The 24,668-nt window shown below is 70.5% G+C and carries 25 protein-coding genes, 1 tRNA gene and 1 pseudogene; 13 read left to right on the plus strand and 14 right to left on the minus strand.

All coding sequences use genetic code 11. The features are described 5' to 3' along the window. Positions 1 to 47: 47 nt before the first annotated feature. Entirely contained in the window at positions 48 to 1,337 is a 1,290-nt protein-coding gene (locus tag ACYF6T_RS17480; RefSeq protein WP_461697403.1) for a ricin-type beta-trefoil lectin domain protein, read from the plus strand. 24 nt (positions 1,338 to 1,361) lie between these two features. Beyond that, positions 1,362 to 2,552, plus strand: coding sequence for a glycoside hydrolase family 64 protein (locus ACYF6T_RS17485; RefSeq protein ID WP_461697404.1), 1,191 nt, complete (start codon positions 1,362 to 1,364; stop codon positions 2,550 to 2,552). 119 nt (positions 2,553 to 2,671) lie between these two features. On the opposite strand, the gene ACYF6T_RS17490 is transcribed toward ACYF6T_RS17485, so the two are convergent. Then, positions 2,672 to 3,103 (minus strand): DUF2267 domain-containing protein, encoded by a 432-nt coding sequence (locus tag ACYF6T_RS17490; RefSeq protein WP_461697436.1) that lies wholly within the window; start codon positions 3,101 to 3,103, stop codon positions 2,672 to 2,674. Positions 3,104 to 3,385: 282 nt separating this feature from the next. After that, positions 3,386 to 3,808: an Hsp20/alpha crystallin family protein gene (locus ACYF6T_RS17495; RefSeq protein ID WP_461697405.1), complete on the minus strand. Its 423-nt coding sequence runs from the start codon at positions 3,806 to 3,808 to the stop codon at positions 3,386 to 3,388. Between the two features lie 196 nt (positions 3,809 to 4,004). Here ACYF6T_RS17495 and ACYF6T_RS17500 point away from each other — a divergent pair, with 196 nt between their 5' ends. Further along, entirely contained in the window at positions 4,005 to 4,307 is a 303-nt protein-coding gene (locus ACYF6T_RS17500; protein ID WP_461697407.1) for a hypothetical protein, read from the plus strand. A 398-nt stretch (positions 4,308 to 4,705) separates the two neighbouring features. On the opposite strand, the gene ACYF6T_RS17505 is transcribed toward ACYF6T_RS17500, so the two are convergent. After that, positions 4,706 to 6,223: an MFS transporter gene (locus ACYF6T_RS17505; RefSeq protein WP_461697408.1), complete on the minus strand. Its 1,518-nt coding sequence runs from the start codon at positions 6,221 to 6,223 to the stop codon at positions 4,706 to 4,708. Positions 6,224 to 6,321: 98 nt separating this feature from the next. Further along, the gene (locus tag ACYF6T_RS17510; protein ID WP_461697410.1) at positions 6,322 to 7,713 is read right to left on the minus strand and encodes a DUF445 domain-containing protein; all 1,392 of its coding nucleotides are present in this window, start codon (positions 7,711 to 7,713) and stop codon (positions 6,322 to 6,324) included. A 187-nt stretch (positions 7,714 to 7,900) separates the two neighbouring features. Between ACYF6T_RS17510 and ACYF6T_RS17515 the strand changes: the two genes are divergently transcribed. Next, entirely contained in the window at positions 7,901 to 9,235 is a 1,335-nt protein-coding gene (locus ACYF6T_RS17515; RefSeq protein ID WP_461697412.1) for an SGNH/GDSL hydrolase family protein, read from the plus strand. Between the two features lie 10 nt (positions 9,236 to 9,245). Here the strand turns inward: ACYF6T_RS17515 and ACYF6T_RS17520 are convergent, their stop codons facing one another. Genes ACYF6T_RS17520 through ACYF6T_RS17535 form a run of 4 tightly spaced genes read right to left on the minus strand, consistent with a single transcriptional unit; the run spans position 9,246 to position 12,656 of the window. Continuing rightward, a complete protein-coding gene (locus ACYF6T_RS17520; RefSeq protein WP_461697413.1) occupies positions 9,246 to 10,064 on the minus strand; it encodes a DUF1707 SHOCT-like domain-containing protein in 819 nt (272 codons plus the stop codon). Positions 10,065 to 10,073: 9 nt separating this feature from the next. Continuing rightward, positions 10,074 to 11,039: an ABC transporter ATP-binding protein gene (locus ACYF6T_RS17525; RefSeq protein WP_461697414.1), complete on the minus strand. Its 966-nt coding sequence runs from the start codon at positions 11,037 to 11,039 to the stop codon at positions 10,074 to 10,076. A gap of 2 nt (positions 11,040 to 11,041) precedes the next feature. Next, complete coding sequence (locus ACYF6T_RS17530; protein WP_461697415.1) at positions 11,042 to 11,863, minus strand: ABC transporter permease; 822 nt, start codon at positions 11,861 to 11,863, stop codon at positions 11,042 to 11,044. Next, positions 11,856 to 12,656, minus strand: a complete 801-nt coding sequence (locus tag ACYF6T_RS17535; RefSeq protein ID WP_461697437.1) for an ABC transporter permease — start codon at positions 12,654 to 12,656, stop codon at positions 11,856 to 11,858. Before ACYF6T_RS17535 ends, ACYF6T_RS17530 begins: the two co-directional genes overlap by 8 nt. Before the next feature lie 201 nt (positions 12,657 to 12,857). On the opposite strand from ACYF6T_RS17535, the gene ACYF6T_RS17540 reads away from it, so the two are divergent. Further along, positions 12,858 to 15,236, plus strand: coding sequence for a transglycosylase domain-containing protein (locus ACYF6T_RS17540; protein ID WP_461697416.1), 2,379 nt, complete (start codon positions 12,858 to 12,860; stop codon positions 15,234 to 15,236). Between the two features lie 54 nt (positions 15,237 to 15,290). Here the strand turns inward: ACYF6T_RS17540 and ACYF6T_RS17545 are convergent, their stop codons facing one another. Both ACYF6T_RS17545 and ACYF6T_RS17550 read right to left on the minus strand, forming a co-directional pair. Then, positions 15,291 to 15,650 (minus strand): GroES family chaperonin, encoded by a 360-nt coding sequence (locus ACYF6T_RS17545; protein WP_461697417.1) that lies wholly within the window; start codon positions 15,648 to 15,650, stop codon positions 15,291 to 15,293. A 22-nt stretch (positions 15,651 to 15,672) separates the two neighbouring features. Further along, positions 15,673 to 16,002: a DUF3618 domain-containing protein gene (locus ACYF6T_RS17550; RefSeq protein ID WP_461697419.1), complete on the minus strand. Its 330-nt coding sequence runs from the start codon at positions 16,000 to 16,002 to the stop codon at positions 15,673 to 15,675. A 94-nt stretch (positions 16,003 to 16,096) separates the two neighbouring features. Here ACYF6T_RS17550 and bcp point away from each other — a divergent pair, with 94 nt between their 5' ends. The 3 genes and pseudogenes from bcp (at position 16,097) to ACYF6T_RS17565 (ending at position 17,536) form a co-directional block, all read left to right on the plus strand. Further along, entirely contained in the window at positions 16,097 to 16,564 is a 468-nt protein-coding gene (gene bcp / locus ACYF6T_RS17555) for a thioredoxin-dependent thiol peroxidase (RefSeq protein WP_461697420.1), read from the plus strand. A gap of 403 nt (positions 16,565 to 16,967) precedes the next feature. Then, a pseudogene (locus ACYF6T_RS17560) lies at positions 16,968 to 17,452 on the plus strand (HNH endonuclease). A gap of 9 nt (positions 17,453 to 17,461) precedes the next feature. Beyond that, positions 17,462 to 17,536, plus strand: a tRNA-Leu gene (locus ACYF6T_RS17565). 47 nt (positions 17,537 to 17,583) lie between these two features. Here ACYF6T_RS17565 and rdgB read toward each other — a convergent pair. Beyond that, positions 17,584 to 18,186: an RdgB/HAM1 family non-canonical purine NTP pyrophosphatase gene (gene rdgB / locus ACYF6T_RS17570; RefSeq protein WP_461697422.1), complete on the minus strand. Its 603-nt coding sequence runs from the start codon at positions 18,184 to 18,186 to the stop codon at positions 17,584 to 17,586. A 38-nt stretch (positions 18,187 to 18,224) separates the two neighbouring features. Beyond that, the gene (locus tag ACYF6T_RS17575) at positions 18,225 to 19,511 is read right to left on the minus strand and encodes a PTS transporter subunit EIIC (RefSeq protein ID WP_461697424.1); all 1,287 of its coding nucleotides are present in this window, start codon (positions 19,509 to 19,511) and stop codon (positions 18,225 to 18,227) included. 127 nt (positions 19,512 to 19,638) lie between these two features. Here ACYF6T_RS17575 and ACYF6T_RS17580 point away from each other — a divergent pair, with 127 nt between their 5' ends. The 4 genes from ACYF6T_RS17580 (at position 19,639) to ACYF6T_RS17595 (ending at position 22,617) form a co-directional block, all read left to right on the plus strand. Next, positions 19,639 to 19,872, plus strand: a complete 234-nt coding sequence (locus ACYF6T_RS17580; protein ID WP_461697426.1) for a glucose PTS transporter subunit EIIB — start codon at positions 19,639 to 19,641, stop codon at positions 19,870 to 19,872. Positions 19,873 to 19,964: 92 nt separating this feature from the next. Next, positions 19,965 to 20,702, plus strand: coding sequence for a ribonuclease PH (gene rph, locus ACYF6T_RS17585; RefSeq protein ID WP_461697427.1), 738 nt, complete (start codon positions 19,965 to 19,967; stop codon positions 20,700 to 20,702). A 105-nt stretch (positions 20,703 to 20,807) separates the two neighbouring features. Then, on the plus strand, positions 20,808 to 21,215 hold the full coding sequence (locus ACYF6T_RS17590; protein WP_461697429.1) for a hypothetical protein: 408 nt from the start codon (positions 20,808 to 20,810) through the stop codon (positions 21,213 to 21,215). Positions 21,216 to 21,366: 151 nt separating this feature from the next. Continuing rightward, the gene (locus tag ACYF6T_RS17595) at positions 21,367 to 22,617 is read left to right on the plus strand and encodes a PTS transporter subunit EIIC (protein WP_461697430.1); all 1,251 of its coding nucleotides are present in this window, start codon (positions 21,367 to 21,369) and stop codon (positions 22,615 to 22,617) included. A 77-nt stretch (positions 22,618 to 22,694) separates the two neighbouring features. Here the strand turns inward: ACYF6T_RS17595 and ACYF6T_RS17600 are convergent, their stop codons facing one another. Then, positions 22,695 to 23,447 (minus strand): MBL fold metallo-hydrolase, encoded by a 753-nt coding sequence (locus ACYF6T_RS17600; RefSeq protein ID WP_461697432.1) that lies wholly within the window; start codon positions 23,445 to 23,447, stop codon positions 22,695 to 22,697. Between the two features lie 214 nt (positions 23,448 to 23,661). Between ACYF6T_RS17600 and ACYF6T_RS17605 the strand changes: the two genes are divergently transcribed. Beyond that, positions 23,662 to 24,114 (plus strand): type II toxin-antitoxin system PemK/MazF family toxin, encoded by a 453-nt coding sequence (locus ACYF6T_RS17605; protein ID WP_461697433.1) that lies wholly within the window; start codon positions 23,662 to 23,664, stop codon positions 24,112 to 24,114. Positions 24,115 to 24,121: 7 nt separating this feature from the next. Here ACYF6T_RS17605 and ACYF6T_RS17610 read toward each other — a convergent pair. Then, positions 24,122 to 24,668: PLP-dependent cysteine synthase family protein (locus ACYF6T_RS17610; RefSeq protein WP_461697434.1), on the minus strand; the 547-nt coding region annotated here is incomplete at its 5' end.

Genomic DNA, 24,668 nt, shown 5'->3' on the forward strand with positions numbered 1-24,668 from the left:
TCCGGTGCCCCACGTCAACTTCCCCCCAGACGAGGTGTGTTCCCGCCATGGCAGCTCATCGCGCCCGCCGATGGTCGTTCGGAGGGCTGGTGTTCCTCATCACCGCCGCCCTCGCCGGCGCCGTCCTCTTCACCACGTCCGGTCCGGCCACGAACCGGGCGAACGCCGCCGCGGCGCAGACGTGGTCCGACGACTTCGACGGCGCCGCCGGCAGCGCGCCCGACTCCTCAAAGTGGACCCTGGAGACGGGCGGCGGCGGCAACGGCAACCACGAGTTGCAGTACTACACGAACAGCACCGGCAACGCCGCGCTCGACGGCGACGGCCACCTGGTCATCACCGCCCGCAAGAACAGCGACTCCGGCCTGCAGTGCTGGTACGGCACCTGTCAGTACACCTCGGCGCGGCTGAACACCGCCAGGACCTTCACGCAGAAGTACGGCCACTTCGAGTCCCGTATCAAGATCCCGCGCGGCCAGGGCGTCTGGCCGGCGTTCTGGATGCTGGGCGACGACCTCGGCAGCGCCGGCTGGCCGAACAGCGGCGAGATCGACGTCATGGAGAACGTCGGCAGCGAGCCCGGCACCGTCCACGGCACCATCCACGGCCCCGGCTACTCCGGTTCGAGCGGCATCGGCGCCGCGTACACGCTGCCGAACGGCGCCTCCTTCGCCGACGACTTCCACGTCTTCGCCGTCGACTGGAGCCCGTCGGCGATCACCTGGTCCGTGGACGGCCACGCCTACGAGACCCGCACCCCCGCCGACGTGGGCGGCAACAAGTGGGTCTACGACCACCCGTTCTTCGTCATCCTCAACTTCGCGGTCGGCGGTGACTGGCCCGGCAGCCCGGACGCCGGCACCTCCTTCCCGCAGACGATGACCGTCGACTACGTCCACGTCACCACCTCGGACAGCGGCGCCACCGGCGGGACGGGCGCCACCGGCGGCACGACCCGCACCGGCGCCATCAAGGGCATCGGCGGCATGTGCGTCGACGTCGCGGGCGCCGCCACCGCCGACGGCACCCCCGTCCAGCTGCACGACTGCACCGGCAACGACGCCCAGCAGTGGACCCTCGGCAGCGACGGCACCGTACGCGCCCTCGGCAAGTGCCTGGACGTCAAGGCCGCCTCGCACGACGACGGCGCGGTCGTACAGCTCTACACCTGCAACGGCACGTCGGCCCAGCAGTGGACGTACACCGCCGCCCACGACCTGACCAACACCGGCGCCGACAAGTGCCTCGACGCCAAGGACAACTCCTCGGCCGACGGCACCCGCCTGCAGATCTGGACGTGCACCGGCGCCGCCAACCAGAAGTGGACCGTCGGCTGAGACCCCGCACCCCAAGGAGTACCCATGGCACCCCGCCACCAGCGCAACCTCACCCGGCGCAAGATGCTGTTCGCCCTCGGCGGCGCGGCCGTCGGCGTCCCGGCGATCGCGGCCGTCGCCCCGTACGCCCTCGCGAGCCAGGACGGCACCTCGGCGAGTGACGCGCTCCCGGTGACCGTCGTCAACAACAGCGGCTCGTTCGCCAACACCTCCGTGCACCTGTACGTCGTCGGCAACCTCGACGGCAAGCAGGTACGGCTCACCCCGGACGGCACCGTCGCCCCCATCGCCCTGTCGGACAACGGCGCCGACGGCTACACCGACTACGCCATCCCCCTGGCGGGCAGCGGCGAGACGAAGCTGTCCCTGCCCTACATGTCGGGCCGCATCTACGTCTCGCTCGGCGAGAAGCTCAAGTTCAAGGCCGTCACCGACGGCAACGGCAACGCGGCCCTGCAGTACCCGGCCGGCTGGGTCGCCTCGGACCCCAACTACGGCGTCCTGCACGACTGCGCCGAGTTCACGTACAACGCGTCCGGCATGTTCTGCAACACCACGATGGTCGACATGTTCAGCGTGCCGATGAGCATCCGGCTCACCGGCGACAAGGACCAGACCACGGGGACCCTGCGCGAGGGCGGGCGCGCCGCCGCCTTCACCGCCGTGCGTCAGGTCGAGGAGTTCGCCCGGCTGGTCGTGGACGACACCCGCGTCATCGCTCCGGGCCACGGCCTGGAGGCCGGCCTGTTCCCCGCGGACTACTTCGCCCCGTACATCGACGAGGTGTGGAGCACCTACACCGGCAAGGACCTCACCGTCACCACCAACGCCGGGACCTTCACCGGCCGGGTGCGCGGGGAGCGGTTCACCTTCGACGGGCCGGCGTCCGTGTCCTTCGCCAAGCCCTCGACCCGCGACGTCCTGTTCTGCGACGGCAACCTCGCCGCGCCCAACGACGGCACCACCGGTCCCGTCGCCGCCGTCCTCGGCGCGGGCTTCAACCGCTCGACGCTGCTGACCGTCACCGCCCAGCCCGCCACCGACCCGGCCGCCTTCTACCAGGGCGAGCTGACCAACCACTACGCCAAGGCGATCCACGCTGCGACCGAGGACGGCAAGGCCTACGGCTTCGCCTTCGACGACGTCGCCGACTTCGCCTCCTACATCCAGGACACCAACCCGACCGGCTTCACGCTCACGCTGTCGCCGTTCTGACGACCGGCCCGGCACACCGCACCGGCCACCGCCCGCGGGTCTTCGTACGGGCGGTGGCCGGTGCGGTGTGGTGCGGGAGGCCGTGTGGTGCGGGAGGCCGTGTGGTGCGGGAGGCCGTGCTACGCCGTCCGCGCGAGTTCCGCCCTGCCGAACAACAGGGCGTAGCCCGAGGGCAGTTCGGCCAGGATGCGGTCCACCAGGTCGTCGCCGATCAGCTGCGGCAGCACGCTCAGCACCGAGCTGACGTCCCAACGCGCCGTCGCCGGCGTCGCGTCCTCGATCCGCAGCGCCACCTGGTCGACGAACTCCGCCGCCGTCAGCGGGCGGGTCGCCGGGATCTGGTCGGCGATCACCCTCGCCGCCTCCTCGGGGAGGGCGCGGGCCAGGGCCACGCGTTCGTCGCCGGTGACGTGGCCGCCGAGGGCGGAGAGGACGATACGGGTGACCCGTTCCGCCTCCGTCCGGGTCGGGTACTGGCCGCAGTCCCGTACCTTCTCGATCAGTTCGGGCCAGGTGACGGCGGGCGCGGCGGGCGCCGGCACGGTCGTCATGGCCGGTACGGCCGTCGGGGTCGGCACGGACGGCACGGACGTCGGGGCCGATACGGTCGGCACGGTCGTCGTGGTCGGCGTCATGGTCGGCGCGGTCATGTCTGCTCCTCCTCGATGGCGCGCGGCTCTGCGCGGGCGCGTGCGGCGTCCCGCAGGCATGGGGCGCGGCCTGCGGGACGTCGGTGTCGCGGGGACGGCTGTCCGCCGGTCTGGATCTACGGCTGCGTACCGTCTCTATGTACGGCTGTTTACCGCTTTTCTTCGTTTGACTCCTTCGTACGACTACTTGCCGATCTCCTTGCGGCCACCGCCGCCCGTGATCTGGATCCGGCGCGGCTTGGCCTGCTCGGCGACGGGGATGCGCAGGGTCAGGACGCCCGCGTCGTACGAGGCGTCGATGCGTTCCGTGTCGAGGGTGTCGCCCAGGAAGAGCTGACGGGTGAAGGAGCCCGTCGGGCGCTCGGCGACGATCATCTCCGCGTTCTCCGGGGCCGGGCTGCGGCGCTCGGCACGGACGTTGAGGACGTTGCGCTCGACGTCCAGGTCGATCGTCTCGGGGTCGATGCCGGGGAGGTCGAAGTGGACGATGAAGTCGTCACCGGAGCGGTAGGCGTCCATGGCCATCGCGGCGGGGCGGCCGGTGGAGCCGAAGACCTGCTGCGCGAGCCGGTCGAACTCGCGGAACGGGTCGGTGCGCATGAGCATCACAGGTCACTCCTCTCAACAGGCGTTCTCTGTGTCCGGGTGCGATGCCCTTACGGCTTCTTATATAACTCCGGAGAGGAAAGTTGACAAGCATCGACTCAGGTCCGAGGCCGGGAAAGTCGGGCGGGTTAGCCTCGGGCGCAGGACTCGGAGATCTCAGGAGCAGCTGAGCAGATCGCAGGAGCAGGAGGCAGGCATGGCCGGGGTTCCCAGCGCGGTGGTCGCCGCGAGCGGGCTGGTCGGCGGGTACGGCGTGGCTCGCTGGACGAAGAAGCGGCAGCTGGGCGGGGCCGTGCTGGCCGTCGCGGGGGCCGCGGCAGCGCGGCAGTGGCGGCAGCGGGCCGGCGGGAGGGCCGCGGGCGCGCTGACGGCCACGTACGTCGCCGCCTTCGCCGGGTCGCATCCGCTGGCCAAGAAGGTGGGCGCCTGGCCGGCGGTGTTCGGAGTCGCGGGCGCCGTCGCCCTCGCCTCGTGGGCGGTGGCCGACCGGCAGGCGTGAGCGCCGGAACGCGGTGACGGGCAGGGGGCCGGCGCCGCAGTCGGTGGGGGCGGACGGGCAGGTCGCAGGCGACGGCCCGTCCAGTCCCTCGCCAATCCGCGTGCGCGGCGAGGGCGTCCGGTGAGCCGGGACCGGCCGCCCTACGCCGTGACGGAAACCGGCCGCCCTACGCCGTGACGGACCGACCGCCTACCCCGTAACGGACCGGACGCCCTACCCCGTAACACGGACCGACCGCCCTACCCCGAACGGACCGGACGCCCTACGCCGCAACGCACCGACCGCCCTACACCGCAACTAACGCACCGACCGCCCTACACCGCAATGGACGGACCGGCCGCCCTACCCCGCAACTAACGCACCGACCGCCCTGCGCCGCCACGGACGGACCGGCCGCCCTACGCCGTTGCCGGTCGGGACCGGCCCTGGGACTCGCGGCCGTCCTTCGTGCCCTTCGCCCTGGCCGCCACCGCCGTCAGCGGCTTGGCGATGTCCTCCAGGGAGCGGCGCTCGGCCCGTACCGCCAGGGCCGCCGCCACCAGGCCCGCCGCGCACATCAGCGCCGCGCCGATCTGGAAGGCGAGGACCGTGTCGCCGACCTTGCCCGTGCCGGTGAGGTCGGCGAACAGGAGCGGTCCGCTGATGCCGCCGGCCGCCGTGCCGAGGGCGTAGAAGAACGCGATCGACATGGCCCGCGTCTCCATCGGGAAGACCTCGGAGACCGTCAGGTACGCGCTGGACGCGCCCGCCGACGCGAAGAACAGCACCGCGCACCAACAGGCCGTCAGGGTCGTCGCGTTCAGCGAGCCCTGGCCGAACAGCCAGGCCGTGCCGAACAGCAGCAGCCCGGAGAGCAGGTACGTCGAGGAGATCATCACCCGGCGGCCGACCGTGTCGAAGAGCTTGCCCAGCAGCAGCGGGCCGCAGAAGTTGCCGATGGCGATGACGGCGAAGTAGTAACCGGTGTCACCGGTCGGCACGTCGAAGAACTTGGTCAGGATGGCGCCGAAGCCGAAGGTGATGGCGTTGTAGAGGAAGGCCTGGCCGATGAACAGGGCGAAGCCGAGGACGGAACGCCTGCGGTAGTCGGCGAACAGCGTGCGCGCGATCTCCACGAAGGAGACGCTGCGGCGCTGGTGGATGGTGATCTCGCCCTCGGGCCGCGGCAGCGGCGCGGCCTTCTCGGCCTCCACCTGCCGTTCGATCGAGGAGACGACCTGTTCCGCCTCCTCCTCCCTGCCGTGGATCAGCAGCCAGCGCGGGCTCTCCGGGACGTGGCGCCGTACCAGGAGGATCACGAAGGCGAGCAGCGCGCCGAGGGCGAACGTCAGCCGCCAGCCCGTGTTCTCGGGCAGGACGGCGGTGTTCAGGGCGACGATCGACAGCAGGGAGCCGCCGACCGCGCCGATCCAGAAGCTGCCGTTGATGATCAGGTCGACCCGGCCGCGGAACTGCGCCGGGATCAGCTCGTCGATCGCGGAGTTGATGGCCGCGTACTCGCCGCCGATGCCGAAGCCGGTCAGGAAGCGGAAGGCGAAGAACCACCAGCTGGAGAAGGAGACCGCGGTCAGTGCGGTCGCGGCCAGATAGACCGCGAGCGTGATCATGAAGAGTTTCTTGCGGCCCCAGCGGTCGGTCAGCCGGCCCCAGAACAGGGCGCCGACGCAGGCTCCGGCCACGTAGAGGGCGGCCGCGAGGCCGGTGACCTCGCCGGAGGTGATGGGCAGGCCGCTGCCGGGCTCGGAGAGGCGGCTGGCGATGTTGCCGACGACCGTCACCTCCAGGCCGTCGAGGATCCACACGGTCCCCAGCCCGATGACGATCGTCCAGTGCCAGCGTGACCACGGGAGGCGGTCGAGACGGGCGGGGATGTCGGTGGTGACGGTACGGCCGGTCTCGGCCTCTGCGGTGGTCATGGGCTCCCTCCTCATCGAGCGAACGCCGATCGGGTGCCCCGGGCCGACCGGATTACGCCCTCGCGCTCACGCCCCGGCCGCGCCGCACCGCGCTCCCCTCACGCCCCCAGCGCCCGCGACACCGTGTAGATCACCAGGCCCGCAAGCGAGCCGACCACCGTGCCGTTGATCCGGATGAACTGCAGGTCGCGGCCGATGTGCGCCTCGATCTTCCTCGTCGTGTGCTCGGCGTCCCAGCCGGCCACGGTGTCCGTGATCAGGGAGGTGATCTCCTTGCGGTAGGTGGTGACGACGTACACCGCCGCGCCCTCCACCCAGCGGTCCACCTTGGCCTGCACCTTCGGGTCGGCGGCCATCCGCGCCCCCAGCGACAGCAGCGAGGCGCGCACGCGCAGCCTGAGTTCGCTGCGCTCGTCCTCGGCGGCCGAGACGATCATGGAGCGTACGGAGGTCCAGGCGGAGGCGATCAGGTCCTGGACCTCGCCGCGGCCCAGCACCTCGCCCTTGAGCCGCTCGACACGCGCCCGGGTGTCGGTGTCGGATTGCAGGTCGGAGGCGAAGTCGGTGAGGAAGCGGTCGAGGGCGCCGCGGGCGGGGTGGGAGGGCATGTCGCGCATCTCGGTGACGAAGCGCAGCAGTTCCTTGTAGACGCGCTCGCCGACCCGCTTGTCCACGAACCGGGGGGTCCAGCCGGGCGCCCCGCCCTGGACGGCGTCCATCACGGAGTCGCTGTGCAGCACCAGCCAGTCGTGCGCGCGGGTGACGATCAGGTCGACGACCCGTTTGTGGCCGCCGTCGCCGACGATCTTCTCCAGCATCTTGCCGATGCCGGGCGCGATCTCCTGGGCGTCGGCGCGCCGGGTGATCGCCTCGCCGACGACCGCCTGGACGTCGGAGTCGCGCAGCACGGTGAGGGCGCCGCGCAGGGCGGCGGACAGTTCGGCGGTGACGCGGTCGGCGTGGTCGGGGTCGGCGAGCCAGGCGCCCAGCCGGCTGCCGATGCCGACGGCGCGCAGCCGCTGGCGTACGACGTCCTCGGACAGGAAGTTCTCGCCGACGAACTCGCCCAGGGAGACGCCGAGCTGGTCCTTCTTGGTGGGGATGATCGCGGTGTGCGGGATGGGCAGGCCGAGGGGGTGGCGGAAGAGGGCGGTGACGGCGAACCAGTCCGCCAGCGCGCCGACCATGCCGGCCTCGGTGGCCGCGGCGACGTAGTCCGCCCAGGCGCCGGCGCCCGCGTGCGAGGCCCACTTGGCCAGGACGTACACCAGCGCCACGAACAGCAGCAGGCCGGTCGCGGTGAGCTTCATCCGGCGCACTCCGCGCTGCTTCTCGATGTCGGCGGCGCTGAAGGTGGTCATCGCGCGCGCGGCCGCGGCGGGGACGGTGCGGCGGGCCGACCCGGCAGACCCCTCCGCTCCGCTTATCCCTTTTTGTTCCGGTTCAGTGCGTTCCATCCACTCCACCCGTTCGTGATCCCCTGCACACATTGTCCCTTCCTGACCGACTCCTGGAACGGAACAGGAGTTCCCGGCGTCTGTCGGATGGGGTAACTCCCGGAAAACTCCGGCGGCCCAAAGGGGGGTCCTGTTCAACTACCCCTCATCCCATGCCGCATCATTGGGATGATCACATCGGAGCCTCGGGCTCCCGCTTGTCCGAGGAGTCACGCACCGCATGACCAGGAAACACGGTTATGCCCTGCTTTCGGCGATCATCGCCCTGATCGTGGGCCTTTCGGCCGCCCTGTACGTCGGTGTCGCCGCCGACGACGGCAGCACCACCACCAACGCCCTCGCCCAAGGCGGCGGACAGCGCGGTTCCGCCGCCCCCGCCTCCACCGGCACCTGGGTCGGCGCCTGGTCCGCCTCCCCGGCCGGCGCCGAGCCCGGCACCGAGACGGACGGACTGGCCGGCCGCTCCGTCCGCAACGTCGTGCACGCGAGCGTCGGCGGTACGAGTGCCCGCATCACCCTCTCCAACCTCTACGGCTCGACCGCGCTGACCGTCACCCATGCCACCATCGCCGTGGCGGCCGGTGCCGGGACGGCGGCGGCGTCAGCCGGGACGATGACGCGGCTGACCTTCGACGGCGCCCCCACGGTCGTCGTACCCGCCGGCGGCCAGGTGCTCAGCGACGCCGTGCGCATCCTGATCCCGCGCGACAGCGACGTCCTGGTCACCACCTACTCCCCCACCCCGTCCGGCCCGGTCACCTACCACCCGCGCGCCCGCCAGATCTCCTACGTCGGCGAGGGCGACCTCACCGACGACGTGACCGGCACCGGGTACACCGGGCAGGTCGCGTACTGGCGGTACCTGACCGCGCTGGACGTGCTGAGCAACGAGTCGGACGGCACCGTGGTCGCCTTCGGCGACTCGCTCACCGACGGGGTCACCTCCACCCAGAACGCCAACCACCGCTGGCCGGACTACCTCATGGACCGGCTGCGCACGGCGGTCGGGTCCGGCCGGAAGGTGCCGCGCTACAGCGTCGTCAACGAGGGCATCAGCGGCAACCAGGTCCTCGCGAGCGGGCGGGGCCGCCCGGCCGACAACCCGGCCGGGCTGGACCGCTTCGCGCGGGACGTGCTGGACCGTACGAACGTCAAGGTCGTCGTCGTCGACCTCGGCGTCAACGACATCCTGCGCAATCCGCGGCTCGCCGACCCCGACCGGATCCTCACCGGCCTGCGCACCCTGGTCGACCGCGCCCACGCCCGCGGCGTCAAGGTCGTCGGGGCCACCCTGATGCCCTTCCAGGGCCACCAGGGCTACTCCCCGGCGCGCGAGGCGGTACGGGAGCGGATCAACGCCCAGATCCGGGCGGGCAAGGTGTACGACGCCGTCGTCGACTTCGACAAGGCGCTGAGGGACCCCTACAACCCGCGCAGGCTGCGCGCGGACTACGACTCGGGCGACCATCTGCACCCCAGCGACAAGGGGTACCGCAGGATGGCGGAGGTCCTGGACCCGGACGACCTCCAGGGGTCGGCGCCGGCCCGGCTCTGAGCGGCGGCGGTCAGTAGCCCTCGCGCCGCCGGTCCCGCTCCCGGCGACGCTCCTCGTGCCGTTCCCGGCGCTCCTCGCGCAGCTCGCGGCGCCACTCGCGGTGGTCCTCCAGCATCCGCCGGTGGTCGTCGAGGGCATCGCCCAGCGGCGGCCGGGACCCGCGCTCCAGCCGCTCCTGGCGGCGCTCCTCCTTCAGCCGGCGCCGCTCCTGCCGGGTGAGCTTGCGCTCGACGCCGACGCCGCCCCAGAAGGCGAACCCGGTGACGACCACCCGGGGCGCCCCCGGCTCTGCGGGCACCCCCTCCTCGCGGTGGTCGAAGCCGCCCATGATCCCGATGCCGCGCACCACGACCTCGACGCCGGGCGGCACGATGACGTTCATCCCGCCCATGATCGCCACGCAGTTGATCTCCACCTCGTGGTCGGCGAAGTTCGCCTCGCGCAGGTCCAGCTCGCCGCCGCCCATGAAGGCGAAGCAGTTGAACCGCTTGGGCACCGTCCAGCGGCCCTTGCGCTCGAAGCCGGACATCACCGCGACGGCCCAGCTCGACGTGCCCTCGCCACCGACGATCCGCCCCGCCCAACTCCCGTCCTCGGCGGGCTCCTTGGTGAAGGAGACCGGCGCCGGCGGGGTGACGCCCGCCACCGGCAGGTCACGGGTGAGCGGCGTCAGCTCGCCGTACGTCCGCGCCTTGTACGTCGCCTCCAGCCGTTCCTCGAACTCCGCCATGTCGAGACGGCCCTCGGCCAGGGCGTCCCGCAGGACCTCGGCGACTCGTTCACGATCGGCGTCGGAAGCACGGAGCTCCGGGACTGCGTCGTCGGTCATGACAGCAGCCTACGAGACCGTTTTCCCGGCGTACATCTTCGCGATGACGTCCTCGATGTCCGGCTCGCGCACGGACAGGTCCACCAGCGGGTACTCCGCCGCGATCCGCGCCACCAGCGGGGCCGCCGACTGCCCCGCCGGGAACGCGAGCGACTGGCGCGGCCCCTCCACCCGTACCACCCGGGCGCCCGGGATCTCGATCGGCGGCAGCTCCCGCTCCAGGTCCACCACCAGGGTGCGCTCGCCGGCGCCCGCCGCGTGCAGGCCGGTCAGCGGGCCGTCGTACATCAGACGCCCGTGGTCGATGACCATCACGCGGGAGCACACCTGCTCGATGTCCTGCAGGTCGTGCGTGGTGAGCAGGACCGTGGTGGCGCGCTCGGCGTTCAACTCCCGCAGGAACTCCCGCACCTTGGCCTTCGAGATCACGTCGAGCCCGATGGTCGGCTCGTCCAGGTACAGCACCTCCGGGTCGTGCAGCAGCGCCGCCGCGATGTCGCCGCGCATGCGCTGGCCGAGCGAGAGCTGCCGTACGGGGACGTCCAACAGGCCGGAGAGCTCCAGGAGTTCGACGCAGCGGTCGAGGTTCTCGCGGTAACGGGCGTCCGGGATGCGGTACATGCGGTGCATCAGCTTGTAGGAGTCGATCAGCGGCAGGTCCCACCACAGCGTCGTGCGCTGCCCGAAGACGACGCCGATGCGGTGGGCGAGGCGGGTGCGCTCACGGGAGGGGTCGATGCCGGCGACGCGCAGCCGGCCACCGGAGGGGGTGAGGATGCCGGTGAGCATCTTGACGGTGGTCGACTTGCCGGCGCCGTTCGGGCCGATGTAGCCGACCATCTCGCCGCGGCCCACGGTGAAGGAGAGGCAGTCGACGGCCCGGACCTGCCGGCGCTCCCGCTTCAGGAAGCCGGTCTTCCTGCGCACCTCGAAGACCTTCTCCACGCGGTCCAGTTCGATGAAGGCGTCGTCCACGGTCAACTCCCTGTGCTCCGGTACGACCTGAGACTCGCGCGCCAGAGCAGACCGGCGAGCGCGCAGAACCCCGCCGCCACCGGCGGCGGCGCGAAGGCCGCCCAGTGCGGCAGCCCGACGGGATACGGCCGCCCCAGCACGTAGGCGGCGGGCACCCAGTTGACGAAGGCGAGGGGCAGCAGGAAGGTCACCCCGCGCACCAGCTCCCTGCCGAAGACGGTCGGCGGGTACTGCAGCAGCGTGGTGCCGCCGTAGGTGAAGGCGTTCTGCACCTCGGAGGCGTCCTGGGCGACGATCTGGAAGGCGGCGCCCGCCACGAACAGCGCACTGAAGATCGCCGCACCGCTGACCACCATCACCGGCACCAGCAGCACCTTCACCGCGCTCCAGTCGACGTCGACCGACACCAGCGCCCAGCCCAGCACCACCGCGCCCTGCGTGATCCGGCCCAGGCGGCGCACGGCGAAACGGTCGGCGCCGATCTGGGCGAGCACCGGCGCGGGCCGCACCAGCAGGACGTCGAAGGAGCCGTCCCGGATCCGGGAGCCCAGCACGTCCATCGAGCCGAGCACCAGGTCGGCGATCCCGAAGGACGTCGCCGACAGCCCGTACAGGAAGGCGATCTCGGGCAGCGACCAGCCGCCCAGCGAGTCGACCTGGGCGAACATCAGCAGGATCGCCACGAAGTCCATGGCGGTCATCGTCAGGTTGCCGACCATCGTGACGACGAAGGAGGTCCGGTAGGCCATGCTGGAGCGCACCCACATCCCGGCGATCAGCCGGTAGGCCCGCAGCCCCTCGGTCACGGCACCGCGCTCAGCCACCCTGCACCACCACCCGCCGTGTCGCCGCCGACTGCAGCAGCCGTCCCGCCGCCAGCAGCACCACCGCCCAGGCCGCCTGGAAGACGTACGCCCCGAGCGGCCCGGTCTCCCCCATCAGCACGTCCGCCGGCATCTGGATCTGCGCCGCCCAGGGCAGCACCCGTACGACGTCGCCGATCGCGCCCGGGAAGGCGTTCAGCGGCAGCACGATGCCCGAGAAGAAGACGCCGGCGATCATCACCGCCTGCGTGACGCCCATGCCGTCCATCAGCCAGAACACGCTCAGCGCCGCCAGGTACCGCAGCGCGAAGCTGACGACCATCGCCAGCAGCAGCGCGACCGTGAACGCCGCCCAGGTGGTCACGTCCGAGGGCAGCGCCATCGGGAAGAACAGCGCGCCGAACAGGAACGGGATCACGCCCCGCCCCAGGATCTGGAACAACGCCCGCCCCAGGTCGCTCGCCATCCACCACAGTTGGAGGTCGGCCGGCCGGTACAGGTCGACGGCCACGTCTCCCGTGCGGATCCGGGCCATCAGGTCCGTCTCGAACCCCCCGCCCTGGATCGCCAGCGTCGCGTACAGGCACTGCCCCACCCACACATAGGTGACGGCCTGCGCCTGGTCGTACCCCCCGAGATGGGGTTTCTCGTCCCACAGCGCCAGATACGTGTAGACGAGGATCACCCCGAAGACGGTGTTGGTGAACACCCCCGCCGCCGTCGCCGCCCGGTACGTGGCATACCGTCTGAATCCGCCCACCGCGACGGCGCCGTACAACCGCCCCGCGCCCACCTCACAGTCCTCCCAGCCCGGCCCGACACCGAAGCGCAGGAGCCTACTGGCCTGGTGGTGACGCACGCCACGCATTTTCCGACCCGACGCGTGCCGTGATCCGGGAACGGAACGCTTGGTGCGAGAGTCTTCAACAGGGGCGCAGAAGGCGTACGAGGACGTACGGAACGTACGATGCGAAAACAGGAGTCCGGGCACCACATGAGCGACGAGCCGCAGCCACAGCCGCAGCAGCCGACCCAGGGCACGAAACCGAAGCGGCCCAGGCGCACCGGCTGGCGCCGGCTGATTCCGACCTGGCGCATGCTGCTGGGCACCTTCGTGATCGGCGTGCTGCTGCTGATCGGCCTGTTCTACCTCGGCTACTCGCTGGTCAAGATCCCGCCGGCCAACGCCCTCGCCACCAAGCAGGCCAACGTCTACCTGTACGCCGACGGTTCCCAGATCGCCCGCGACGGTGACGTCAACCGGGAGAACGTGACGCTCGCCCAGGTCTCCAAGGACGCCCAGCACGCCGTACTGGCCGCCGAGGACCGGGACTTCTACACCGAGTCCGCCGTCGACCCCAAGGCGATGCTGCGCGCCGCGTGGAACACCGCGACCGGCAAGGGCAAGCAGTCCGGCTCCACCATCACCCAGCAGTACGTGAAGAACTACTACCTGGCGCAGGAGCAGACCGTCACCCGCAAGGTGAAGGAGTTCTTCATCGCGATCAAGCTCGACCGGGAGAAGTCCAAGAACGAGATCCTGGAGGGCTACCTCAACACCAGCTACTTCGGCCGCAACGCCTACGGCATCCAGGCCGCCGCCCAGGCCTACTACGGCATGGACGCCACCGACCTCGACCCGGCCCGCGCCGCCTACCTCGCCGCGCTGGTCAACGCGCCCAGCGAGTACGACGTCGTCGCCCACCCCGAGAACAAGGCGGCCGCCGTCGCCCGCTGGAACTACGTCCTGGACGGCATGGTCAAGAAGGGCTGGCTGAGCGAGGGCAAGCGGGCCGGACTGACGTTCCCCATGCCGAAGGAGCAGACCCTCTCCACCGGCATGTCCGGGCAGCGCGGCTACATCGTCGACGCGGTCAAGAACTACCTCATCAAGAACAAGATCGTCACCTCGGACGAGCTCGACGCCGGCGGCTACCGCATCACCACCACCCTGGACAAGAGCAAGCAGGACGCCTTCGTCAAGGCCGTCGACGACCAGGTGATGTCCAAACTCGACAAGAAGAACCGCAAGGTCGACACCTACGTCCGCGCGGGCGGCGCCTCCGTCGACCCCAGGACCGGCAAGATCGTCGCGATGTACGGCGGCATCGACTACGTCAAGCAGTACACCAACGGCGCCACCCGCGAGGACTTCCAGGTCGGCTCCACCTTCAAGCCGTTCGTGTTCACCTCGGCCGTCCAGAACCACTCCGAGACCCAGGACGGCGAGGTCATCACCCCCAACACCTACTACGACGGCACCAACAAGCGCCCCGTACAGGGCTGGAGCGGCAGCTACGCCCCCGCCAACGAGGACGACGTCTCCTACGGCGACATCACCGTGCGCACCGCCACCGACAAGTCCGTCAACGCGGTGTACGCGCAGATGGCCGTCGACGTCGGCCCGGCGAAGGTGAAGCAGACCGCGATCGACCTCGGCATCCCCTCCGACACCCCGGAGCTGTCCGCCTACCCCTCCATCGCGCTCGGCGTGGCGCGGGCCAGCGTCCTCGACATGGCGGAGGCCTACGCCACGCTCGCCAACCACGGCGAGAGGCACGCGTACACGATGATCGACTCGGTCACCAAGGACGGCAAGGACGTCGTCGACCTGCCGAAGGACACCAGCGCGCAGGCCGTCAGCCGGGAGGCCGCCGACACCACGACCTCCGTCCTGCAGAGCGTCGTCGACAACGGCACCGCGACCGCCGCGCAGGGCGCCGGCCGCCCCGCCGCCGGCAAGACCGGCACCGCGGAGGAGGACACCGCCGCCTGGTTCGCCGGCTACACCCCCGACCTCGCCACCGTCGTCTCCGTCATGGGCCAGGACCCGGTGACGGCCGCGCACAAGTCGCTCTACGGCGCGATGGGCCTGCAGCGCGTCAACGGCGGCGGCCCGCCGGCCGAGATCTGGGCCCAGTACACGAAGGAGGCCCTGAAGGGGAAGGCGGTGACCGACTTCGACCTCCAGCTCCAGGCGGGCGCCGAGCAGAGCGAGACGCCGAGCACGCAGCCGACCGCTCCGGGCACGGGCGGCCAGGACGACGGCGGCGCCACGACCGGCGGCACCACGGGCGGCCCCACCGGCGGCGACACGACCACCGGCGGCACCCCGACGACGGGCGGCACCGCCACCGACGGCGGCACGACGACCGACGGCTCCACCACCACCGGCGGCACGACCAACGGCGGCACGACCACGGACGGCTCCACCGGCACGGGCGGCACGGCCAACGGCGGCACCACCGACGCCGGCACGACGACGGGCACCACCGCCGGGGACACGACCGGCGGCGCGACCACGGGCACCGACACCGGCGGGACGACGACGGGGACCACGGCGGGCCCCCAGGCCACGAGCCGCAGACAGTGACACGGCACCGACGAAGGGGCTGGTGACGACGGTCACCAGCCCCTTCGCGCCGGGTCAGAGATACAGGCCCGTCGAGTCCTCCGAGCCCTCGAACCGGTCCGCGGCCACGGCGTGCAGGTCGCGCTCGCGCATCAGCACGTACGCCACGCCCCGCACCTCCACCTCGGCACGGTCCTCCGGGTCGTACAGGACCCGGTCACCCGGCTCCACCGTCCGCACGTTCTGCCCGACGGCGACGACCTCGGCCCAGGCCAGCCGCCGGCCGACCGCCGCGGTGGCGGGAATCAGGATGCCCCCGCCCGAGCGGCGCTCACCCTCGCCGGTCTCCTGCTTGACCAGAACCCGGTCGTGCAGCATCCGGATGGGCAGCTTGTCGTGCGGGGCGGTACTGTGCTCGTTTCTCTTGGCGCTCACGCCTTGAACCTACAGCTCTCCGTCAGCTCTTGCGCCGTCGGGTACCGAGGGCGAGCAGGCCCACGAGGCCGACCGCGACGAGCGCGACCGGCACGATGCGCTCCAGCCGGGGCGCGCCCTCCTCGTCCACGAACTGCGCCCTGACGTCGGTGACGGCCTTGTTGACGCCGACGTACGCCCGTCCGAGCGTGTGATCGATATGCGACACGACCTTGGCCTTGGCGTCGCCGACGATCGTCTTGGGGTGCACCCGCACCCCGATCTCGTCGAGCGTCTCGGCCAGCACCTCGCGGCGGCGCCTGATGTCCGCCTCGATCTGCGCCGGGGTTCTCGTGTCCGACGTGTCCGCCACCGTACGGCCTCCGAACTGAAGCTGATGCTGTTCTGGACAGTCTGTCAGCTCCGCGCGCCGCCGCACTGTCAGGACCCCCCGTTACGCTAGCCAGATGAGCGAGCGACTCCAGCCCGGGGACGTGGCCCCCGACTTCACCCTCCCCGACGCCGACGGCACCGAGGTGTCCCTGTCGTCCCACCGGGGCCGCAAGGTCATCGTCTACTTCTACCCGGCGGCCCTCACGCCGGGCTGCACGAAGCAGGCGTGCGACTTCACGGACAACCTCGACCTGCTGGCCGGCGCGGGCTACGACGTCATCGGCATCTCCCCCGACCAGCCGGAGAAGCTGGCGAAGTTCCGTGAGAAGGAGTCCCTGAAGGTCACCCTCCTGGCCGACCCCGACAAGAAGGTCACCGAGGCCTACGGCGCGTACGGCGAGAAGAAGAACTACGGCAAGACCTACATGGGCGTCATCCGCTCCACGATCATCGTGGACGAACAGGGCAAGGTGGAACGCGCCCTGTACAACGTCCGCGCGACAGGCCACGTGGCCAAGATCATCAAGGACCTGGGAATCTGAGGGCCCGTTCTCCCCTGAACCGACGGCTCGCACCGGCGCGCGGTGCGAGCCTCTTCACATCCAGAGCGTGACCGTCCGATGAGCCATTCGTTACTCCGTACGAGCTGCGAACGTGCGGCCGGAACGGAAGGGGGCTCGGTGGGGACCAGCGCGTACACCAAGGAGCGACTGGAGGAGGCGGTACGTGCTGGAGCGGATGCGGCGGCTGAGGTCAAGTGGACCAGGGAGATCCTCCAGGAAGCGGTTTCGGCTTCGAGGATCAAGGCGTACGGCATCGACGTCTCGCACTTACGGGTGCCGGACCGGCGCGGCGAGCCCCGGCGCCGCCGGACGCCCGAGGAACTGCTCGTCGAACAGGCCGACAGGGGGGCCCGACGGTCGTGGCAGGGGTGTCCATTGAGCGGTGGTGTGCAGTACAGCCGCGAGCGGCTGGAGGCGTTTCACCGCCTTCGGCATGGATATCTCGCATCTCAGCCCGTACGGCAGGCGCCCGCGCCCCACGGACGACGAACTGCGTAGGGCGGTTGCCGGGTCGTCTTCCCTCACAGAGGTGCTGCTGCGCCAATGGATCGTCGGAGAGGGCATCTCGACCGCGCACTTCCTGGGGCAGGGGCACAGGCGCGGGAAGCGGAGCCACAACGCCAAAGAGCCCGAAAACATCCTGGTCCGCCACGAGGGCAAGCGCCGAACACGCACCGCGCTGCTCCGTCGCGCTCTCCGGGATATCGGCGGCTCGGCAAACCGATGACGCTGGAGGTCGATCACATCAACGGGGACCGGAGCGACGACCGGCGGGAGAATCTGCGGTTGCTGTTCCCCAGCTGTCACGCAATCACCAACACCTGGTGCAGAGGAGGCAATCGGCGATCACTCGCCGAGTACCAGTAAGGTGTACGCGGGGCCGTAGCCCAACTGGCAGGAGGCACCACTTTTAGGTAGTGGACAGTGCGAGTTCGAGTCTCGTCGGCCCCACGTGTAGAGCGCGGCTCCCCACCGGGCGCCGCGCTCCCCCATGTTCCTCAGCCCAGCAGTTCCCGCACCACCGGCACCAACGCCCGGAACGCCTTGCCGCGGTGGCTGATCGCGTTCTTCTCCTCCGGGGTCAGCTCGGCGCACGTCCGGTTCTCGCCCTCCGGCTGGAGGACCGGGTCGTAGCCGAAGCCGTTCGTGCCGGACGGTGCGTGGCGCAGGACCCCTCGTAGCCGGCCCTCGACCACCCGTTCCGTGCCGTCCGGCAGGGCGAGGGCCGCCGCGCAGGCGAAGTGGGCGGCCCGGTGGGCGTCGTCGATGTCGGCGAGCTGGGCGAGGAGGAGGTCGAGGTTGGCCTTGTCGTCGCCGTGGCGGCCGGCCCAGCGGGCGGAGAAGATGCCGGGCGCGCCGCCCAGGACGTCGACGCACAGGCCGGAGTCGTCGGCGACGGCGGGCAGACCGGTGGCCCGGGCCAGGGCGTGGGCCTTGAGCAACGCGTTCTCGGCGAAGGTGACGCCGGTCTCCTTGACGTCGGGGATGTCGGGGTAGGCGTCGGCACCGACGAGTTCGTGGGGCAGGCCGGCCGCGGCCAGGATCGCCCTGAGCTCGGTGATCTTTCCGGCGTTGCGCGTGGCGAGGATCAAGCGGGTCATGGGCCCCAGTATTCCCCCGGTATCCGGGGTGGCGTCGGCTAGACCTTCGTCACGTCCTCGACCTCCTCCTCGGGCTCGCGGCCCGGGGTCTTCAGGTCGAACTTCGTGATGGCGAAGCGGAAGACGGCGTAGTAGACGGCGGCGAAGCACAGGCCGATCGGGATGATCGCCCAGGGTTTCGTGGCGAGGTTCCAGTTGATGATGTAGTCGATCAGGCCGGCCGAGAAGCTGAAGCCGTCGTGGACGCCGAGGCCCCAGGTCACCGCCATCGACACGCCCGTGAGCAGGGCGTGGACGGCGTACAGGAGCGGGGCGATGAACAGGAACGAGTACTCGATGGGTTCGGTGATGCCGGTGACGAAGGAGGTCAGGGCGACCGAGAGCATCAGGCCGCCGACCTCCTTGCGGCGGTGCGGTTTGGCGCAGTGGGTGATCGCCAGGGCCGCCGCGGGCAGCGCGAACATCATGATCGGGAAGAAGCCGGAGGTGAACTGGCCCGCGTTCGGGTCGCCGGCCAGGAACATGTTGATGTCGCCGTGCACGACGGTGCCGTCGGGCTTGGTGTAGCTGCCGAACTGGAACCAGATGGGCACGTTGAGGAACTGGTGCAGCCCTACGACGAGCAGCGCGCGGTTGGCGACGCCGAAGACGCCGGCGCCCCAGGCGCCCAGGTCGCTGAGCCAGTTGGAGAAGCTCTCCAGGCCGTCGCCGATGGGCGGCCAGATCCACAGGCACAGCGCGGCGAAGACGATCGCGACGAAGGCCATGATGATCGGGACGAGCCGCCGGCCGTTGAAGAAGCCGAGCCAGTCGACGAGCTTGGTGCGGTGGTAGCGGGCCCAGAAGAAGGCGGCGAGCAGGCCCATGACAATGCCGCCGAAGACGCCCGGGTTCTGGTAGGTGAACGCCGTGACCGTGCCGTCGGCCGCCTGGCAGCCGGTGACGACCACCTTCGCGCCGGCCGGGCAGTCCTTGGGGAACTGGCGCAGCACGTTGAAGTAGACGAGGAAGCCCGCGAGCGCGGCGAGGGCGGTGGAGCCGTCGGCCTTCTTGGCCATGCCGATGGCGACGCCGACGCAGAACAGCAGGGGCAGGCCGAGGGAGCCGTCGAGGAGGGCGCCGCCCGCGCCGGCCATCACCTTGGAGACGTCGGTCCAGCCGAGGCCGTCGTCGCCGAACACGTCGGGCTGGCCGAGGCGGTTGAGGATGCCGGCGGCCGGCAGGACGGCGATGGGCAGCTGGAGGCTGCGGCCCATCTTCTGCAGTCCCTGGAAGAGGGTGTTCCAGCGCTGTCGGGCGGGCGGGATCTCCGTTTCGGCACTCATGAGTTGGCGACCGCCTGTCAGGTGGTGTAGACCAGTTACGGACGATTGGGTTGCTGTGACGTCATCTTTCGGTACGTTCGGCGCAATCGCTCGCGAAGTTGGGCCAACTGTGCGTGAGGAGACCGACATGGCCACCAAAGCGGAGAAGATCGTCGCCGGGCTCGGCGGCATCGACAACATCGAAGAGGTCGAGGGCTGCATCACCCGCCTGCGGACCGAGGTAGTGGACGCGGCCAAGGTCGACGAGGCGGCCCTGAAGGCCGCCGGCGCGCACGGCGTCGTCAAGATGGGCACGGCCATCCAGGTCGTCATCGGCACGGACGCCGACCCGATCGCCGCGGAGATCGAGGACATGATGTGAGCGGCGCGGCCACGCTGCCGCGCGTTCACCGGTTCCGGGCCCCTTCCCCCCGCGGGAGGGGCCCGTTCCGCTCCTGCGACTAGGCTTCGCGCATGTCTCGAATCGACGGCCGCACCCCCGAACAGCTCCGCCCGGTCACCATCGAACGCGGCTGGAGCAAGCACGCCGAGGGCTCCGTCCTCGTCTCCTTCGGCGACACCAAGGTCTTCTGCACCGCCTCGGTCACCGAAGGAGTCCCGCGCTGGCGCAAGGGCAGCGGCGAGGGCTGGGTCACCGCGGAGTACGCCATGCTGCCCCGCGCCACCAACACCCGCGGCGACCGCGAGTCCGTCAAGGGCCGCATCGGCGGTCGTACGCACGAGATCTCCCGCCTGATCGGCCGTTCCCTGCGCGCGGTCATCGACTACAAGGCGCTGGGCGAGAACACGATCGTCCTGGACTGCGACGTCCTGCAGGCCGACGGCGGCACGCGGACGGCGGCCATCACGGGCGCGTACGTGGCGCTGGCCGACGCCGTCGCCTGGGCGCGGGGCAAGAAGCTGATCAAGGCCGGCCGGCAGCCGCTGACCGGGACGGTCTCGGCCGTCTCGGTGGGCATCGTCGGCGGCGTCCCGCTCCTCGACCTCTGCTACGAGGAGGACGTCAAGGCCGACACCGACATGAACGTCGTCTGCACGGGCGACGGCCGCTTCGTCGAGGTCCAGGGCACCGCGGAGGCCGAGCCGTTCGCGCGCGAGGAGCTCGACGCGCTGCTGGGTCTCGCCGTGGCCGGCTGCACGGAACTCGCTGTCCTGCAGCGCGAGGCGCTTGATACGGTCCTGGAAAGGTAAAGGGGACGCCAAGAGCAGGGGCGGTCGTGCGGGCAACCTCGCGGACCGCCCGCGCGTCCCTACGAGCACGGGGCCTTCGGGCCGGGACAGGGAGGGACCGCAGTCATGGCCGTGAGCCGGGGCCGTCGTGGCCGTCGTATCGCCGTCTCGTTCGCGGCCGTCGCCGCGTTCGGGCTGACGGCGGGGCTGACCACCGGTTGTGACGCCGTCGACAAGGCCCTGGACTGCGTCCAGACCGCGGACACCATCGCGGACAGCGTCACCGACCTCCAGCAGGCCGTGGAGAACGCCTCCAACGACCCGACCCGGCTCGACGAGTCGCTCGCCTCGATCGACAGCAACCTCGACAAGATCGGCGACAAGACCGACAACGCCGACGTCAACAAGGCAGTCGACGACCTGGGCAAGGCCGTGGACAACGTCCGTACGGCCGTGAGGAACGGCGACGACACACCGGACGTCAGCCCGGTGACGGACGCGGCCGGCGAGCTGACGAAGGTCTGCACCTCGTAGCCACTCGACATCCCGGAAAAGGGCCCTCGGACCCCGGTCCCAGGGCCCTTTGTCACGCCTTGGAATCGACGGTTCCTTATCCCGCCTTCATCGTGCTACAACAGGTCTACACCACTGAGTGGTGTAGACCACCACCCGATGGAGGAAGTCTATGAGCACCGCCACCGCGCCCACGGCGGCCCCCACGAAGAAGTGGGGATCAGGCCTGTTCCAGGGCCTGCAGAAGGTAGGACGCAGCCTGCAGCTCCCGATCGCCGTGCTCCCGGCGGCGGGCATCCTGCTGCGCCTCGGCCAGCAGGACATCCACGACAAGCTGAACCTGCCCGACAAGGTCACGGCGGTCTTCGCCACGGCCGGTGGGGCGATCTTCGACAATCTGCCGCTGCTGTTCTGCATAGGCGTCGCGATCGGCTTCGCCAAGAAGTCGGACGGCTCCACCGCTCTCGCCGCGCTCGTCGGCTTCCTGGTGTACAGCAACGTCCTCAAGGCGTTCCCGGTCACCGAGGCGAAGATCCAGAAGGGCGCGGACATCGCCGCGACCTACAACAACCCCGGGGTGCTCGGCGGCATCCTGATGGGCCTGCTCTCCGCGGTGCTGTGGCAGCGCTACCACCGCAAGAAGCTGGTGGACTGGCTCGGCTTCTTCAACGGCCGTCGGCTGGTGCCGATCATCATGGCGTTCGTCGGCACCGCCATGGGCGTCTTCTTCGGCCTGGTCTGGAAGCCGATCGGTGAGGGCATCTCGGACTTCGGCGAGTGGATCACCGGCCTCGGCGCCTTCGGTGCCGGTCTGTTCGGTCTCATCAACCGCGCGCTGATCCCGGTCGGCATGCACCAGTTCGTCAACTCCGTCGCCTGGTTCCAGATCGGCGACTTCAAGGACGCCTCCGGTGCCGTCGTCCACGGTGACCTGACCCGCTTCTTCGCCGGTGACGGCAGCGCCGGACAGTTCATGTCCGGCTTCTTCCCGATCATGATGTTCGGTCTGCCGGCCGCCGCGATCGCGATCGCGCACTCCGCCCGCCCCGAGCGCCGCAAGGCCGTGCTGGGCATGATGATCTCCCTGGCGCTGACCTCGTTCGTCACCGGCGTGACCGAGCCGATCGAGTTCTCGTTCATGTTCATCGCCCCGGTCCTGTACGCGATCCACGCGGTGCTGACCGCCCTGTCCATGGCGATCACCTGGGCGCTCGGCGTGCACGCGGGCTTCACCTTCTCCGCGGGCTTCATCGACTACGCCCTCAACTGGAACCTCGCCACCAAGCCCTGGCTGATCATCCCGATCGGCCTGGTCTTCGGCGCGGTCTACTACGTCGTCTTCCGCTTCGCCATCACCAAGTGGAACCTCCCCACCCCGGGCCGCGAGCCCGAGGAGGAGGTCGAGGACCTCACGAAGGCGTGAGGCTCCGTCTCCGTCGTACGGCATGACGAAGGCCCCGGCACCGGGAAGGTGCCGGGGCCTTCGGGCTGTCGTAGCGGTCAGATCTCGTACGTCACCCTCGGCGCCGCCAGCTCCACCGGCCCGTCGAACACCGCGCGCGCGTCGGTCAGGTTGGCCTGCGGGTCGGTCCACGGCGGGATGTGGGTGAGGACCAGGCGGCGGGCGCCCGCGCGGGCCGCCGTCTCGCCCGCCTCACGGCCGTTGAGGTGCAGGTCGGGGATGTTCTCCTTGCCGTGCGTGAACGCGGCCTCGCACAGGAACAGGTCGGTGTCCCGGGCGAGTTCGTCCAGGGCGGAGGTCACGCCCGTGTCGCCGGAGTACGTCAGGGACTTCCCGCCGTGCTCGACGCGGATGCCGTACGCCTCCACCGGATGGGCCACGCGTTCCGTGTGCACCGTGAACGGGCCGACCTCGAAGGTGGAGGGCTTGACCGTGTGGAAGTCGAAGACCTCGCTCATCGAGGAGGCGGTGGGGGTGTCGGCGTAGGCCGTGGTCAGACGGTGCTCGGTGCCCTCGGGGCCGTAGACCGGGATCGGGTCGCAGCGGCCGCCGTCGTGGCGGTAGTAGCGCGCGACGAAGTACGCGCACATGTCGATGCAGTGGTCGGCGTGCAGATGGCTGAGGAAGATCGCGTCGAGGTCGTAGAGACCGCAGTGGCGCTGCAGCTCGCCAAGGGCGCCGTTGCCCATGTCGAGGAGCAGCCGGAAGCCGTCGGCCTCGACGAGGTAGCTCGAACAGGCCGATTCCGCGGACGGGAACGACCCCGAGCAGCCGACGACGGTGAGCTTCATGGAGCAGAAACCTCCGCTGGCGGGAACGAGAAACTGGGTGCGTCGGGGGTCGTGCGGTCCGTCGAGCGTAAGGCGCAAAAGCCCCGGTCGCTCCTCCGCCAAGGGCTGTTGTGGGCGAACTCACCTGTGGTGTCACCGGTTCGGCTGGAAGTGGGGCGGGTGAGGCGCGGGAGAGGGCGCGCGGTGCGGGGTGCGCGCCGGTAACGTCGTCTCCATGGACACGTCCTGGTGGCTGGCGCTCGCGGCGGTGGTACTGCTCGCGCTGGTCGCCACGCTCGTCGACGGCTGGGGGCGGGGGCGGCGGCCCCAGGGGCGGCGTACGCGTCCGCCGGGACGGCCGGGTGAGCGGGGGCGGGCGCGGCCGCGGCCGGCGGAGATCTGGTGGGCGAACGTGCCGTTCGAGGACGGGCCCGGCGGGAAGGACCGGCCCTGTCTGGTGCTGGTGGTGCACGGGGAGCGGGCGACGGTCGCGAAGATCACCAGCAGGTACCACGACGAGCGGGCCGGGGTGATCCCGCTGCCGCCGGGAGCGGTGGGCGACGCCCGGGGACGCGCGAGCTTCCTGGAGACGGACGAGCTGCGCGAGGTGCCGGTGTGGGAGTTCCGGCGGAGGGTGGGTGTGGTGGACCCGGTCCTGTGGGACCAGGTCCGTCACCTGGCGACGTAGGCGGGGCTCACGCCCAGAGCTGGCCCTGCAGCGTCTCGATCGCCTCTTCCGTCGTCGCTGCCGTGTACACGCCCGTCGACAGGTACTTCCAGCCGCCGTCCGCCACCACGAACACGATGTCGGCCGGCTCCCCCGCCTTCAGGGCCTTGCGGCCGACGCCGATCGCCGCGTGCAGGGCCGCGCCCGTGGAGATGCCCGCGAAGATGCCCTCCTGCTGGAGGAGCTCCCGGGTGCGGGTGACCGCGTCCGCGGAGCCGACGGAGAAGCGGGTGGTCAGCACGGACGCGTCGTACAGCTCCGGTACGAAGCCCTCGTCGAGGTTGCGCAGGCCGTACACCAGGTCGTCGTAGCGCGGTTCGGCGGCGACGACCTTGACGTCCGGCTTGTTCTCGCGCAGGTAGCGGCCCACGCCCATCAGGGTGCCGGTGGTGCCGAGGCCGGCGACGAAGTGGGTGATGGAGGGCAGGTCGGCGAGGATCTCGGGGCCGGTCGTGGCGTAGTGGGCGCCGGCGTTGTCGGGGTTGCCGTACTGGTAGAGCATCACCCAGTCGGGG

It is taken from the genome of Streptomyces sp. 7R007, from assembly GCF_054850255.1.